Raw genomic sequence first — 13,391 nt, 5'->3', positions numbered from 1 at the left:
CCCATCGGCGGCGCCACGGGCGGCGCGCCCATCGCCGGCGGCTTCGGCGCGGCCGTCGGCTTCGGCGCGGCCGGCGGCACCGGCGGCGGCGCGAACGCGGGAAGCGCAGGCGGCGCCGCGGACGTCGGCTCCGGCAACTTGGGCAGTGCCATCACCGTGTCCGCGAGCTCCAGCCGCTTGCCTCCCACCTTCCCTGCGGCCGCCGGATCGAGCACCTCCGGCAGCGTCGGGGGCACGATCGCCGGCGGAGCGTCGACTCTCCCCGCTCCGGGCGTGAGAGGGGGAGGAATGGGCGTGACCTTCCCCGCTCCGGACGTGAGCTTGGAAGGACCGGGGACGACCTTGTCCGCGCTGCCCCCGACCTTCGGCCCTGACGGGACGACCTTCTCCGTCCCGGTCATGACCTTCGCCGGCGCAGCCATGACCTTGCCCGATCCGAGCGTGGGCGGCCCCGGTGGAGGCGTCACCCTGTCTTTTCGCGCCGTCACCTGATCGGGTTCGGTGATCGCCAGCGCGGCCTTCTCCCGCTCCTCGGCGGTGAAGCCCATCGCTGCCAGGCTGATGCCCGAGCGCGACGTCGCATCTTCGAAGAGCTGATCGAACAGCTCCTCGTCCGGCACCGATTCCTTCCACTCGCTCTCGGGCACCACGGCCCCGAGCGGCGCCGCGATCGACGGCTTCGACGGCCCCCGCGCCGCGCCCGCCGGCGTCTGCGCCGGCCGCACCGTGGGCGCCTCCGGCTGCACGTCCGCCTCGGCCTCGACCACTGCGAGCGGTAGCTTCGGCGGCCCCGGAACGCGCTCGGCGAGGGCCCGCAACAGCGGGTACACCGAGGCCGGCCCATCGCCGCCGTCCGCCGCGGGTCGTTCCGACAAACGCCCCGGCGGCCGTGAAGGCGGCGGCACCGAGAGCCGCTGCTTGCTCGACGGCGGCGGCTTCGCGGGCCGCACCGACTCGAGCGGCACCCGCTTCCGCGGCCCGCCCTCCCCTTCGGTCGCCTTCGACCGCGGACCCTTGAGCGGCGCGACCTTCTCTTCGAGGTCCTTCTGCCCCAGTTCGATCCCCGGCGCCTTGTTCAGGACCCGCTCGAGCTCCTGACACGACACCTTCCGTTTGTCCGGGGAGGGCTCCAGCGCCGCGTCGATCGCGCTCGTCAGCTCCTTCGGCAGATCCGACCGCAGCACCGCGAGCGGCATGGGCCGCGTGCCCACCTCGGGCGGCTTCGCCCCCGCGTAGAGCGACCAGAGCAGCACCGCGAGCCCGTACGCGTCGGCCTTCGGCGTCACGCGCTCGCCGCGCGCCTGCTCCGGCGCCATGAACCCCGGCGCGCCCTTGATCACGAACGCCACCGTGTCCGGGCTCCGCCCGAGGATCTTCCCGAGCCCGAACCCCGTCAGCCGCACCTGACCGTCCCAGCCGATCAGCACGTTCTCCGGGTGCATCGTCCGGTGGATGACGGGCGTCGGCGTCCCCTCCTCGTCCTTCGCCGCGTGCGCGTGCGCGAGCGCGCCGCCGAGCGCGCGACCGAGGAACGCGATGGTCCGGTCGTCGAGCTTCGACTTCTGCCGCCCGAGCACGTCCTGGAGCCGATCGAGCGTCACGCCTTCCACGTGCTCGAGCACCAGCACGAGGTGCTTGTCGTGCTCGAAGAAGTCGAACATCCGCTGGATCGACGGGTGGTTCAGCACCGCGCAGATCGCCGCCTCGCGCACGAGCTCCTCGGCGAAGTGCGCGTCGCCCTCGATCGTGTTCCGGACGAGCTTCAGCGTGCAGAGCCGCGAGAAGCCCATCGGACCTTCCATGCGTCCGACGTACACGTCCGCCGAGCCCGCTCCGGACAACCTTCGGAGCACTTTGTACGCCCCGATACGCTCGGGAACGGGCTCACTCGGGAACATTGGCGCGATCATACCGGAGCCGAGTCGTCTTCCCCAAATCGCAGGCACGCTGTCGGCGGATCCTGTCCACACGCGCAGGTTTCCCCCCGCCACGGACGGAAAAATCGAGCAAAGCGTGCGCAACCGTGGGGTACGGGCGCTTCGACAAAAGTGTGCTCAACTACATCAGCTCGATGTACCTCCACCCCGTGCGCCTCAAGGTGCGGCCTTCCAAGCGTGTGCGGCTGGCGCGTGCGCTCGACACGCTGGGCATCCTGGACCGGCTGCTCTCCATGCGGACGAAGCTCGTCGCGCGATCCCTCATGGTGCTCACGTACCACCGGATCGCCGACGCCTCGGCCGTGGGCGAGCTCGACGCCGACGTGCGCGAGACCGACGCGCGCGGGCTCGCCGAGCAGATCAAGGTGGTGAAGCAGCACGGCGCGTTCGTGTCGCTCCACGACGTGCGCCGCTTCCTCCGGGGCGGGCCGCTGCCCGCGAACGCCGTGATGCTGGCCTTCGACGACGGCTACCGCGATTGCCACGACGTCGCCCTGCCCGTTCTGACGAGAGCCGGCGCGACCGCGACGTTCTTCGTCCCCACGGCCTTCCCCGACGCGGGGCGCATGTTCTGGTGGGATCGCATCGCGCTGCTCCTCCGGCGCTGCCAGAAGCGCACGCTCGTGATCACGTATCCGCGCACGATCCTGCTCGACCTCGGACGTGATCCCGCCGCCGCCAAGCGCTTCCTGCTCGACCTCGTCAAGCGCACGCCGGGGCTCGATCTCGCGCGCTTCTTCGACGAGCTCTCGCGCGCCGTCGACGTCACGCTCGACCCCGCGGAGGAGCGCTCCATCGCGGCGCGCACCATCATGAGCTTCCGCGAGGTCCGGGCGCTCGCGGACGCCGGGATGAGCGTCGCCTCGCACTCGCACGAGCACCGCGTGATCGCCACGATGACGCCCGAGGAAGCGCTCACCGATCTCGGCCGATCGCGCCGCGTGCTCTCCGACGTGCTCGAAGAGGACGTGCGCACCGTGGCGTATCCCGTGGGCCATCAGGTCCAGGGGCCGTTCCTGCGTGTCGCGCGCGACGCGGGCTTCGACCTCGGCTTCACGAACGCGACGGGCTTCTGCATGCGCGACCGAGCGGACCCGCTCAACGTGCCGCGCATCGCGATGGGCCCGGAGTTCGAAGGACCGCTCTTCAAGGCGCTGATGATCGCACGGCCTTGATGGGGCCTTGCAGCCCGGACGTCCTCTCGGGAGCGGCTCCGATCTGCCCATCCGCGAGGCCCGGTGTTTGCCCATCTCGTTCGCGGGCTTCCGCCCGGGAAGGTCAGGTGGCTCGTGTCACGCAAACTCCGTCGTCGCTCCCTCGGGGCTCTCCTGCTTTCGCTCGCCATGGCCTCCGCCGCCTTCGCGGCCGTGGGTTGTGGAGCTGCGCCGAAGGGAAACCGGGACGCCCGCTCGGCCAATCCGAACATCGTGAAGGTCGCGGGAACCACCGAAGATCCGGCCCTCGTGGAAGCGGCCGACGAGCGAGCCGCGCAGCGCGTCTGGTGCGAGTACCTCGAAGCGCTCTACCAGCGCGCCACGGGCGACAAAGAGCGCTGGCCGAGCCGGGACGAGTGCATCGAGGCGAAGACGATGGCGTCGCCGGAGATGCTGAGGCGCACGGCGAGCTGCTCGCGCGCCGCGCTCGACAAGTTCGACGGCGATCCGTTCACGAGCGCCTACGCGGCCGAGGTGAGCCGCTGCGGATCGTCCGCGCTCGACGCGGTGGTGGTGAAGGTCGAGGAGATCACGCCGTACGTCACCGCGATCTGCGGGCGCATGGCCCGATGCGGCGAGGCCACGTACGACGAGTGCCGAGGCGAGCTCGGCAATGGCCTCGCGCCACACCTCGAGCGCGCCGTCGGCGCGATGAACCGGCGCGGCCGCATGGCGTTCGAGGTTTGCCTGAAAAACCTCTCGTGCGGCGACGTCGGCTCGCAGGTCGTGAGTTGCCTCGAGCCGATCATGGACGGCCTGCTCTGGCTGCCTGGTTGATACGGACCTGGGTTATGCTGAGCGGGTATGGGTAAGAACGTCATCGTGTCGGAGGAGACGCTCCGGGATCTCCTGGAGGCGCACGCATCTCTTTCGGCCTGGTATTACGAGCTCTCGGCCGCGCTCGCGACGGCCGGGGCCTCGGCGCGGTCGCCCGACGACGCCTCCCGCGCGGCGTTCGTCGAGGGGATCGGCAAGATGTTCCCCGAGGTCGCGCAGGTCGCCGCCTCGATCCGCGTGCCCCGCCCCTTCGTCCCGCCCCCGCCTCGCGTGTCGATTCCGGTCCCCGCCCTGGTCCCGGACGATCAAAAGCGCTGACGCTAGCTTTCGGCGTCCACGACTCGCAGGACGAACCACGCGAGCCCGAGCGCGGCAATGCCGAGGCTCAGGATCTTCACGCCGCGCTTCTCCAACCATTTGCGCTTCTGCGCCGTGACGAGCAGCGGCAGCACGACCGCGAGCACGGCGATCTGCCCGGCCTCGACGCCCAGGTTGAACGCGAGCAGCGCGCCTGGAATCTGCGGCCTGGGGAGCGCGATTTCCCCGAGCGCGCCCGCGAACCCGAAGCCGTGCACGAGGCCGAACGGGAACGTGATGAGAAAGCGTTTCTCGGCGTCCTTCACGAACTGGTTCTCGACCCCGACGTACGCGACGGAGAGCGCGATGATCGGCTCGACGATCCGCCCACTCGGCGCCCAGATCCCGAGCACGGCGAGCCCGAGCGTGATCGAATGCGCCACCGTGAACGCCGTGACGACGAGCAGGAGCGAGCGCAGACGGCCGCCGACGAGCACGAGGCCGAAGAGGAAGACCAGGTGGTCGTAGCCGAAGAGGATGTGCTCGATGCCCATCCGGAAAAAACCGACGAAGCCTTCGCTCTTCGGCTCGGCTTTCGGCGCCGCCGCGGACGCGCCGCCGCCGGGCAAACCCGCGATCCCCATCTCGCGATTCGCCCCGAAGAGCACGTGCTCGGTGGGCCCTGTGCCCACGTCGGCGCGCGCGACGTGGCGATGGCCGTAGGGGAGATCGTCGAGCACGTCGAGGCGCACGCGCACCGCGCGGGGAGGCGCCGGGCATCGGTACACGATGCGCAGGGAAAAACCGTCCTCTTCCACGAGAAACGCGTCGTCGAGCCTCCCCGGACAAACGCCTTCGCCGGCGCGCACGGAGACCCGCTCGACCACCGCGCGGCCGAGCGCATCGCGGGCGTGCTGGATCTCGGTCGGTGAAATCGCCCCGTCGCCGTCCTCGTCCATGCTCCGGACGAGCGACAGCACCTCGCGCCGCGCGAAGACGAGCTCCGCGGTGATCGTGGCCCCGTCGATCTTGTATTCGCCCCGGGACAAACCCACCTGATGGGCCGACGCGTCCCGCGAGAGGAGCACGAGGAGCACGCCGAGGAGCGTGATCAGCGCGGCGAAGCGGGCGCGGAATCGCACGCCTAACCTCCCTCGCCGAGGAGCTTCTTCGCCTCGGCCACGGCGGCCGCGTCGAAGTGCGGGTTCATGGTGAGCGCCTCGCGCACGAGCTTCTCGCCTTCTTTCTTCTCGCCCTGCGCGATGCGGATCGCGCCCGTGTGAAACAAGAGCATCGGCTCACGCGTGCCGTGCGCGCGCGCCGCGTCGCTCTCCTTGCGCGCGGCGGCGAAATCGCCCTTTCGGTAGAGCGCCCACGCGAGGACGTCCGTCGTGTGGATGCCTTTGCGGACCTTCATCTCCTCGCGGATGAGCGCGAGCGCCTCGTCGTGCTCCTCGTCCTTCGACGCGAGGAACGCCGCGAGCGTGCGCTTGTCGCTCGCGCGGCCGATCTCCCGGACACGCTTGTACGCCTCCTCCGCGCCCTTCTCGTCGCCCGCGGCCTTCCGCGCGTCGCCGAGCAGCCACGCCGTCTCGCAGAGCGGGCTCTTCGCGAACGCGCGCGCGGCGAGCTCGGCGGCGCGCTTCGCGTCGCCCTTCGCGAGCGCCACGCGCGCCTTGCCGACGAGCGCCGGCGGATGGTCCGCGACGGCGCTGAGCGCGCGATCGAAGCCCTTGTCCGCGCCGTCGACGTCGCCCTCGTGCCAGAAGACCTTCGCCGCCTCCACGAGCACCCACGCCAGCGGCTCGGGATCACGCGGATCACTCGCGTCCATCGCCGCACGGTAGTTCTTCTTCGCGGCCGCGGGATCCCCTTGCAGCCAGCGCAGAAGGCCCGCGCGCCCGTACGCCGGCAGGCTCGGCTTCAGATCCATCAAGCGCTGCGCGCTCGCGAGCGCCTCGTCGAAATTGCCGAGTTCGAGCGCCGCGTCCGCCTTCGTCCCGAGCGCGAGCAGATCCTCCGGATCGTCGGCGAGGATCTGATCGGCGAGGTCCTTCGCCTCCACGAACGCGTGGCCATCCAAGAGAACCGCTGCGCGCAGGTTCCGCGCCGGCCGGTTCTTCGGCTCGCGGCCGAGCACCAGATCCGCGACCGCGCCGGCATTCAAGTAGTACCCCGGATCCGACTCGTGCCGAGCTTTCCGGATCCACGCGCGCCCGAGCAGGATCCATGGATCGATCGGATCGGGCGTCTTCTCGATGCGCCGCTCGAGGATCTCGATCTCCTTGTCGACGGCGCTCGATCCGCTCGGTTTTTGCAGGGCGAGCGCGCGTGTCGTCCTCGTCGCTTCGTCCTGCGTCGTGGCCGACGAAGCGACGGCGGCCGAGGCGATCGGCGCGGGCCCGGCTTCCTGCTCGGCCTTGTTGCAGGCGGGGATCACGAGGACGAGCAGGGCTGCGAGGCAACGCATGCTCGGGGTTCGGGAGATACGCTCGCTCGGGGGCACGATGGCTTCACGCGCTACGCGCAACGGGCCTCTCCGGCCCCACGAAAACGTATCAAAAAAAAGCCTTGCTGGGCGGGGACCGTCTCTGCGATGCGATGATCTACGCATGAGGCCCGCTTTCCTTCTGCTCTTCGTTTTCGCCGCGTTCGGCGGCTGCACGTGCGGGAAGGACGCGGGCCGAGAAGCCGCACCTTCGGCGAGCGCGAGCGCCTCCGCGGCGCCGAGCGCGAGCGCGCCGACCGCGAACAAGTCGTCGGGTGACGACGAGGTGCGCCCGGTCTACCCGAAGACCAATGACCCGCCCGATCCGCTCGCCGAGAAGCTCTGCGAGGCGCTTCACGGCGTGCCCACGAAGCGCAAGGCGACCTGTTGCGGACACGCGCCCGGGTTCTCGCTCGCCGCCGAATGCACGCGCACCTTGAGCTACGCGCTGCGGGAAAAGGCCGTCTCCGTGGACGCGGCCGCGGCCGACGCATGCATCGCCGCGATGGAGAAAGCGCACGACGGCTGCGATTGGGTTGGTCCGACGGGCGCGCCGCTGCCTGCCGCGTGTGACGGCCTCGTGCGGGGTACGGTCGCCGCGGACAAACCATGCCGATCGTCGCTCGAATGCAGCGACGGACTCCGATGCCTCGGCGTGGGCCCCACGGACATGGGCACGTGCCGCAAACCGCTCCCGACGGGGTACCCGTGCGGCGTCTCGGTCGACACGCTCGCGGCCCTCACGCGGCAGGACACGTTCGAGGCGCGCCACCCCGAGTGCTCAGGCTACTGCGGGCAGCGCCGTTGCCGCGATCTCGTGGTCGAGGGCGGCGCGTGCAAGCTCGACGTCGAGTGCGGCGCGGGCAAGATCTGCGACGAGGGCAAATGCCGCGCGGGCGCTCTCCCGCGCGAGGGACAACGCTGCAAGCGCGTGTGCGCCCCGGGGTTCTCCTGCGAGGTGGGCACATGCATCGGCCCGAAGGAGCCGGGCGCTCCGTGTGATTACGACATCGAATGCCGCGGCGGCTGCCTGCACCGCGGCGCGAGCAAGGCCGGCACGTGCGGCATGAAGTGCAGCATGTTGTGACGAACGAGCGAGCTCGCTCAACGCCACTGCAACATGTCCGCGTCCATCTGCGGCGGCGGCGTCGAGGGCTTCGGCGGCGGCCCGGGCTGGCCCGTATACGGATCCTTCCCATCGAGCGGGCGCAGCAGCGAGAGCTGCACCTTCCCCCCGCGCACCGTCACCTTCACCTGCCCCGAATCGAGCAGCGCTTGCACCTTGCGCACCGCGGCCGCTCGCTCCTCGGCCGAGCCTTGCTCTGCCGCGCGCCGCGCCGCTGCGACGTCGCCCTCGGGCGGCACTTCCGTCGCGTGGATGCGCGACACCATGCCCTCGACGCGGGCGAGCCGGGCGGACATCTCGGCGATCCGCTGATCCCGCTCGTCGTCCTTGTCCCTCCGCGCGTCGCGGCCATAGCTCGCTTGCGCCAGGGCCATCACCATGGCCATCTGCTGCGTGAACGCGGCTTGCCGCTCCTCCAGCACGCGGATCTGCGTCTCGCGCGCGGCGGACTCTCGCCTCACGGCGTCCATCTCGGCGAGCGCCCTGTCTTCTCGCCCCGGATCGACGCACCCGGCCCCGAAGACGCCGAGGCACATGATCACGAAGCACCTTGTCACCCAGCGACTGGCCATGCCCACCTCCACCAAACTCCATCGTATCCCGACCCTCCGGCGGGCGAAATGCCCGCCGCTTCCGGCCGCTGAGGTCCTCCGATGAGCGGCAGCATGTCGGGCGGCCATTTCCTGGGTTTTTACGTCGCCGTCCTCGGGCTCGTGACGCTCGTCGTGGCCCTCGCCCGCCCGCAGATCAAAGCGCGCCTCGGCGACCGCAGGCTCCCCGTCGGCCTCGCCGGGATCGTGCTCCTCGTCGCGCTCGCCTTCTTCGGCAGCGGCAGCCGCCGCATCACCCTGCGCACGGCCATCGGACCGAGCAGCGGCCTGCCCGCGCGCCTCACGCAGGCGCACGTCGACGCGGCGCTCGCGAAGGCCACCTCGCCCTCGTTCGTCGCGTATGTCGCGGCCGTCTGCGACCTCCCGCCGCTCGACCACCCCGAGCGGCTCGGCGCGCGTTTGTCCGTGCGTCACGTCTCCGGCTTCGACCTTCCGAACGAGGGCATTCGTGTCTCGCCGCCTCCGAAGGTCGGCGAGCCCTGGATCCTCGTCTCGTACGACGACACCGAGAATGCCGTGCTCGCGGCCTTCGACGGGGGCGAGGGCATGCGTCGCATGCAGGTCGTGCAGCGCCTCGCGATCGACGTATTGCCCGAGCTCGTCGTGATCGAGGCGCTCCGCGCGGCGGAGACGGACGCGGAGAAAATCGAGATACTCCGCGGACAAACCCTCACGGTGCCCCGCGCGGCCGAATTTCTGGCCCACGCGCTCGACGACATCGCGACGACCGCCTCGCCCGCGCTGAAGGACGTGATCGCGTCGAAGCGCGCCTACGTGCAAAAATACATCGACGACCCGACGATGCGAGGTTTGCCCCCGGGGACACGCCTCTCGCCCCCCGCGTTTTCCCCCAGATAGCGGAAAGCCCCGCCGAGGCGGGGCTCTCCATGGCAACCGATTGCGATCGAGAAACCGCGATCACTCCCCCTTGCCGCGCGTCGACCCCTCCCAGGGCGGCGCGAGGTACGGGAACGTGCTCTTGAACGTCGCGTCGTTCGTGTCCACGCCGTCAGCCACGGGCGCCGCGAGCTTGCAGAGCAGCAGGCTCAGCTCGACGTCGGTCACGTCCTCTTCCTTGTTCGTGCCCTTGTTGACCTTGCGGCCGTTCGGGAACGTCGAGGCAATGCCGAGATCGACGCGCAGCACGTCGCCGATCGCCGTGATGTTGTGCCCGAGCGCGCCGTTCAGGCTGATGATGTCGATGATGTCCGTGCGGTTCGACTTGAGCCCCGCCGCGCCGCCCGGACAACCCGCGAGCGGACCGCCGGCCGCGTAGAAACCCGCAAACTCGGCGTCGCGCACGATCACCGGATTCAGGATGTACGCGCCGAAGTTCGCGACGTCGTCCTTCGGGTGCGTCCGGTTGAACTTGTCCTTGTCCTGAATGCCGATCACCGCCTCGTTGATGAGCGGCAGGCCGAGGCGCGAGACCTGCACCCAAGGGCCGAAATCGTCATGCGCCTCCTTCTTGCGCAGAATGCGGGTCTTGCGGCGGCTCGCCGAGGCCCAGACGCCGATCGTCTGGGCGTCGTTCGCCGTGCCCGGGACGACCGCCGTGCCGCCGTTCGCCACCGTGAGCGGGATTTCGAGCGCGATCGTGTGCACGTTGTATCCCGACACGTTGTCGTAGGGCGTGCCGCCGAGCACGGTCTCGAGGCCGGCGAGATCGAAGACCGCGCCGAGGTCGACGCTGAAGCCGTCGTCGCGCGGGCCGGCGAAGACGCGGCCCTCGCCGCCATTGAGGCTCCGGATGACGGACGTCCCGCTCTCGTCCACGAAGAACTGCTCGTACGTCGTGCCTGCCGGGATCTCGTAGGCGATCGAGTTCGTCCGGGGACCGACGTTCGGCGGGGCGACGGGCGCGTTCTGCACGATGATCGTCGGGTTCTTCCCATCGACGAGCTTCGTCACCGAATACGTCTGCTTCGAGCCGGAGAGCTGGGAGAAGAACTCCTTGCCGCCGCCGACGGGGGCCTGCATGTTCGCCGGATCGACGACCGGATACGGCGACGAGCTGAAGCGGATCTGATAGGTCAGCGCGTCATCGAGGCTGTTCGGGCCGCGCGCGATGTGAATCTCGTAGAGCACGTCGTCCGAGAACTTGTGCCAGTTCGGGCCGGCGGCGGGCTCCTCGAGGGGAATGTAGTTCGCCAGGATCACGAGGTTCTGCCCCTCGACCCAGGCATATAGATCGGTGTTGTCGGCGCGGGGGTCCTCGCCGATCGCCGGCGCCTCGCCGTGGCTCGAAGCCATCGCCGTGCCCGCCGTTCCGAGAATCGTGAGTGCCGCGAGGGCAGCGCTCGTCCGGATCATTCGCTTCATCATGATGAGACAAACTCCTTTTTTTGCCCTCTGGCGCTCACGGTAACGTCACGCGGAACACGGTCCCACCGTTGGCCGTGCTATCGACGAAGGCGAACGTATTGCCGCCCTTCTTGGCGCGATGCAGGCCCGCGGCCTCATGGAACGTGTCGATGTCCTGCGACAGGTACGTCGGCGCGTTCGTCCCGAGATCCACGGAGATCAAGACGTCGGTCTGCTTGCCCGTGTCGAGCGCGGAGACGAGCAGGGTGCTGTCGCCCTTCGTGAGCGCGACGCCGCAGGGATACCCCACGCGAATGCCCGAAAGGATCGTCGTCATCTGGCCATTCTGCGGGACGGCGACGATGCTGCCGAGCCCGTCGCCGCTCACGGTATTGCAGGTGTACACGGTGCCCTCGACCGACACCGCGACGCCGCTGGGGTCCACGATATCGGGCCCCTTGGCGACGTTCGACACGCTGCCGCTTCCATCAGCGGCTAGCTTGAAAATGCCGGGGATGCCGTTCGGATCGGTGCCGGCGAAATAAATCACGTCCTTGCCGCCCTCATCGCGAATCTCGATGCCGCGCGGCCGGTAGGCGTCCGCCGCCGTGATTTCGATCAGCGTGCCGCCGTCGTTCGCGATCGAGAAAATGCGACCGCGATCGCCCGTGGGATCCTCGGCGCCCACGTCCGCGATGAAGAGCTTGCCGCCGTCCGTGCTCGTCGCGAGGTTGAGCGGCGCCACGAGCGGCGCGCCCTTGAAGAGCACCTGCGGAGGCGCGGAGTTATCGCCCTTCGCCTTGAAAATGGCCGGGTCGCCATTCGCGTCGAGCCCCGTGAAATAGACGTCCCCGCCCGCCGGATCCGGGGTCGCGTCGAACGGGCGCCGGAACGACGCGTGATTCGAAGCGGTCGCGACATCGAACGTGCCCGCCCCCCCGCTGCCGCCCGTGCCCCCGGCGCCTCCCGTGCCCCCGGTGCCTCCCGTGCCCCCTGTCCCGCTGCTGGACGAGCTCGACGACGTCGTCGTGTTTCCAGGCGGCTTCGGATCGTCACCACAACCCTGCGCGGCGATGGCGGCGAAAAGCAAGCCCGTCACGGCGATGGGGCGCAAGAGGCGGAAATGCCTCGTTTCCCTCATGCTTCCTCCTTCAATGGGCCTCCCCACCCAGCCGCCGCGCTTGCAGCTCGTGCCACGACCGATTAAATCGGTGGCACGAACCTCGACGAGAGGGATGCGTGGATCGACCGGCGATACCCCTTTATCGGGGTTCGCGGGCTACGCCCGACGAGTGGCCGCGGTTGCGCGATGCTGCACGTGATTCGGGGAATGGCGCGATTCCCTGACGGAGGAAGCGGGCATCGACCACGAACGCCCCTCGATCTAGACTGCGCGCGCCATGTTCGACGTTGCGAAGTCCATCTACGCCCAGACCCTCAGCGAGATACGTTCGGCCGGCCTCTACAAGGACGAGCGCGTCGTCACGACGCCCCAGGGCGCGAGCATCCGCACGACCGGCGGCCCCGCAGGCGCCGCGCCGCGCGAGGTCCTGAACTTCTGCGCGAACAACTACCTCGGCCTCTCCTCGCACCCCGAGGTCATCGAGGCGGCCAAGCACGCCATCGACACGCACGGGTTCGGCCTCTCCAGCGTCCGCTTCATCTGCGGCACGCAGGACCTGCACAAGCAGCTCGAGGGCACGATCAGCCGCTTCTTCGGCACCGATGACACGATCCTCTACTCGTCGTGCTTCGACGCGAACGGCGGCCTCTTCGAGACGCTGCTCGGCGAGGAAGACGCGATCATCTCGGACGCGCTGAACCACGCCTCGATCATCGACGGCATCCGACTCTGCAAGGCCGAGCGCCACCGCTACACGAACGGCGACATGGCCGCGCTCGAGGACGCGCTGCGAAAGACGCAGGACAAGCGCATCCGCATGATCGCGACCGACGGCGTCTTCTCGATGGACGGCTACCTCGCGAAGCTCGACGTGGTCTGCGATCTCGCGGACAAGTATCGCGCGATGGTGATGGTCGACGACTCGCACGCGACGGGCTTCATCGGCGCGACGGGCCGCGGCACGCCCGAGGAGTGTGGCGTCCTGCACCGCATCGACGTCATGACGTCCACGCTCGGCAAGGCCCTCGGCGGCGCGAGCGGCGGCTTCACCACGGGCCGGCGCGAGATCATCGACCTGCTCCGCCAACGCTCGCGGCCGTACCTGTTCTCGAACACGGTCGCGCCGCCGATCGCGGGCGCGTCGATCGCGGTCTTCGAGCTGCTCGAGCGCGAGCCCGCGCTGCGCGAGCGGCTGATGTCGAACGCGCGCCGCTTCCGCGAGGGCATGACGGCGGCGGGCTTCACCATCAAGCCGGGCATCCACCCGATCGTGCCGATCATGCTGGGCGACGCGCGCCTCGCGGGCGAGATGGCCGCGGCGATGCTGGAGGAAGGGATCTACGTGATCGGCTTCTCGTACCCGGTGGTGCCGAAGGGCGAGGCCCGCATCCGCGTGCAGCTCAGCGCCGCGCACACGCCCGAGCACGTGGAGCAAGCGATCGAGGCGTTCACGCGCGTGGGAAAGAAGCTCGGCGTCCTGAGCTGAAAACGCGCCTCCACACCCCTCTCCCGCG

At 69.6% G+C, this 13,391-nt stretch carries 12 protein-coding genes; 6 read left to right on the top strand and 6 right to left on the bottom strand.

Annotated features, from left to right (window positions below; translation table 11 throughout):
• Positions 1 to 1,802 (bottom strand): serine/threonine-protein kinase (locus QHF83_RS24940; protein WP_282420423.1); only part of this gene is annotated, 1,802 nt, incomplete at its 3' end.
• A 269-nt stretch (positions 1,803 to 2,071) separates the two neighbouring features.
• Between QHF83_RS24940 and QHF83_RS24935 the strand changes: the two genes are divergently transcribed.
• The 3 genes from QHF83_RS24935 (at position 2,072) to QHF83_RS24925 (ending at position 4,246) form a co-directional block, all read left to right on the top strand.
• Positions 2,072 to 3,112, top strand: a complete 1,041-nt coding sequence (locus tag QHF83_RS24935) for a polysaccharide deacetylase family protein (RefSeq protein ID WP_282420422.1) — start codon at positions 2,072 to 2,074, stop codon at positions 3,110 to 3,112.
• A gap of 168 nt (positions 3,113 to 3,280) precedes the next feature.
• Positions 3,281 to 3,928: a hypothetical protein gene (locus QHF83_RS24930; RefSeq protein ID WP_282420421.1), complete on the top strand. Its 648-nt coding sequence runs from the start codon at positions 3,281 to 3,283 to the stop codon at positions 3,926 to 3,928.
• 27 nt (positions 3,929 to 3,955) lie between these two features.
• Positions 3,956 to 4,246: a hypothetical protein gene (locus tag QHF83_RS24925; protein WP_282420420.1), complete on the top strand. Its 291-nt coding sequence runs from the start codon at positions 3,956 to 3,958 to the stop codon at positions 4,244 to 4,246.
• A 2-nt stretch (positions 4,247 to 4,248) separates the two neighbouring features.
• On the opposite strand, the gene QHF83_RS24920 is transcribed toward QHF83_RS24925, so the two are convergent.
• Positions 4,249 to 5,367, bottom strand: coding sequence for a HupE/UreJ family protein (locus QHF83_RS24920; RefSeq protein ID WP_282420419.1), 1,119 nt, complete (start codon positions 5,365 to 5,367; stop codon positions 4,249 to 4,251).
• A 2-nt stretch (positions 5,368 to 5,369) separates the two neighbouring features.
• Positions 5,370 to 6,695, bottom strand: coding sequence for a tetratricopeptide repeat protein (locus tag QHF83_RS24915; RefSeq protein ID WP_282420418.1), 1,326 nt, complete (start codon positions 6,693 to 6,695; stop codon positions 5,370 to 5,372).
• Between the two features lie 142 nt (positions 6,696 to 6,837).
• Between QHF83_RS24915 and QHF83_RS24910 the strand changes: the two genes are divergently transcribed.
• A complete protein-coding gene (locus QHF83_RS24910; protein ID WP_282420417.1) occupies positions 6,838 to 7,800 on the top strand; it encodes a hypothetical protein in 963 nt (320 codons plus the stop codon).
• A gap of 17 nt (positions 7,801 to 7,817) precedes the next feature.
• Here the strand turns inward: QHF83_RS24910 and QHF83_RS24905 are convergent, their stop codons facing one another.
• Positions 7,818 to 8,381, bottom strand: coding sequence for a hypothetical protein (locus QHF83_RS24905; RefSeq protein ID WP_282420416.1), 564 nt, complete (start codon positions 8,379 to 8,381; stop codon positions 7,818 to 7,820).
• Between the two features lie 111 nt (positions 8,382 to 8,492).
• Between QHF83_RS24905 and QHF83_RS24900 the strand changes: the two genes are divergently transcribed.
• Positions 8,493 to 9,308: a hypothetical protein gene (locus QHF83_RS24900; RefSeq protein WP_282420415.1), complete on the top strand. Its 816-nt coding sequence runs from the start codon at positions 8,493 to 8,495 to the stop codon at positions 9,306 to 9,308.
• Positions 9,309 to 9,368: 60 nt separating this feature from the next.
• Here QHF83_RS24900 and QHF83_RS24895 read toward each other — a convergent pair whose 3' ends face one another.
• The gene (locus QHF83_RS24895) at positions 9,369 to 10,775 is read right to left on the bottom strand and encodes a DUF4331 domain-containing protein (RefSeq protein ID WP_282420414.1); all 1,407 of its coding nucleotides are present in this window, start codon (positions 10,773 to 10,775) and stop codon (positions 9,369 to 9,371) included.
• A 34-nt stretch (positions 10,776 to 10,809) separates the two neighbouring features.
• Positions 10,810 to 11,895, bottom strand: a complete 1,086-nt coding sequence (locus QHF83_RS24890; protein ID WP_282420413.1) for a hypothetical protein — start codon at positions 11,893 to 11,895, stop codon at positions 10,810 to 10,812.
• 259 nt (positions 11,896 to 12,154) lie between these two features.
• Between QHF83_RS24890 and kbl the strand changes: the two genes are divergently transcribed.
• Complete coding sequence (kbl, locus tag QHF83_RS24885; protein ID WP_282420412.1) at positions 12,155 to 13,363, top strand: glycine C-acetyltransferase; 1,209 nt, start codon at positions 12,155 to 12,157, stop codon at positions 13,361 to 13,363.
• Positions 13,364 to 13,391: the final 28 nt, after the last annotated feature.

Origin of the sequence: Polyangium sp. 15x6, from assembly GCF_029960785.1 — a bacterium.
In the GTDB taxonomy this organism is placed as follows: domain Bacteria; phylum Myxococcota_A; class Polyangia; order Polyangiales; family Polyangiaceae; genus Polyangium.
Note: the sequence above shows the minus strand (reverse complement) of the source record. Positions and strands in the feature narration are given on the sequence as shown.

Coding starts and splice junctions, on each gene's coding strand:
- QHF83_RS24890 (WP_282420413.1), bottom strand. CDS start 11,895: ATGAGGGAAACGAGGCATTTCCGCCTCTTGCGCCCCATCGCCGTGACG.
- kbl (WP_282420412.1), top strand. CDS start 12,155: ATGTTCGACGTTGCGAAGTCCATCTACGCCCAGACCCTCAGCGAGATA.
- QHF83_RS24930 (WP_282420421.1), top strand. CDS start 3,281: ATGGCCTCCGCCGCCTTCGCGGCCGTGGGTTGTGGAGCTGCGCCGAAG.
- QHF83_RS24900 (WP_282420415.1), top strand. CDS start 8,493: ATGAGCGGCAGCATGTCGGGCGGCCATTTCCTGGGTTTTTACGTCGCC.
- QHF83_RS24925 (WP_282420420.1), top strand. CDS start 3,956: ATGGGTAAGAACGTCATCGTGTCGGAGGAGACGCTCCGGGATCTCCTG.
- QHF83_RS24915 (WP_282420418.1), bottom strand. CDS start 6,695: ATGCGTTGCCTCGCAGCCCTGCTCGTCCTCGTGATCCCCGCCTGCAAC.
- QHF83_RS24910 (WP_282420417.1), top strand. CDS start 6,838: ATGAGGCCCGCTTTCCTTCTGCTCTTCGTTTTCGCCGCGTTCGGCGGC.
- QHF83_RS24935 (WP_282420422.1), top strand. CDS start 2,072: ATGTACCTCCACCCCGTGCGCCTCAAGGTGCGGCCTTCCAAGCGTGTG.
- QHF83_RS24895 (WP_282420414.1), bottom strand. CDS start 10,775: ATGATGAAGCGAATGATCCGGACGAGCGCTGCCCTCGCGGCACTCACG.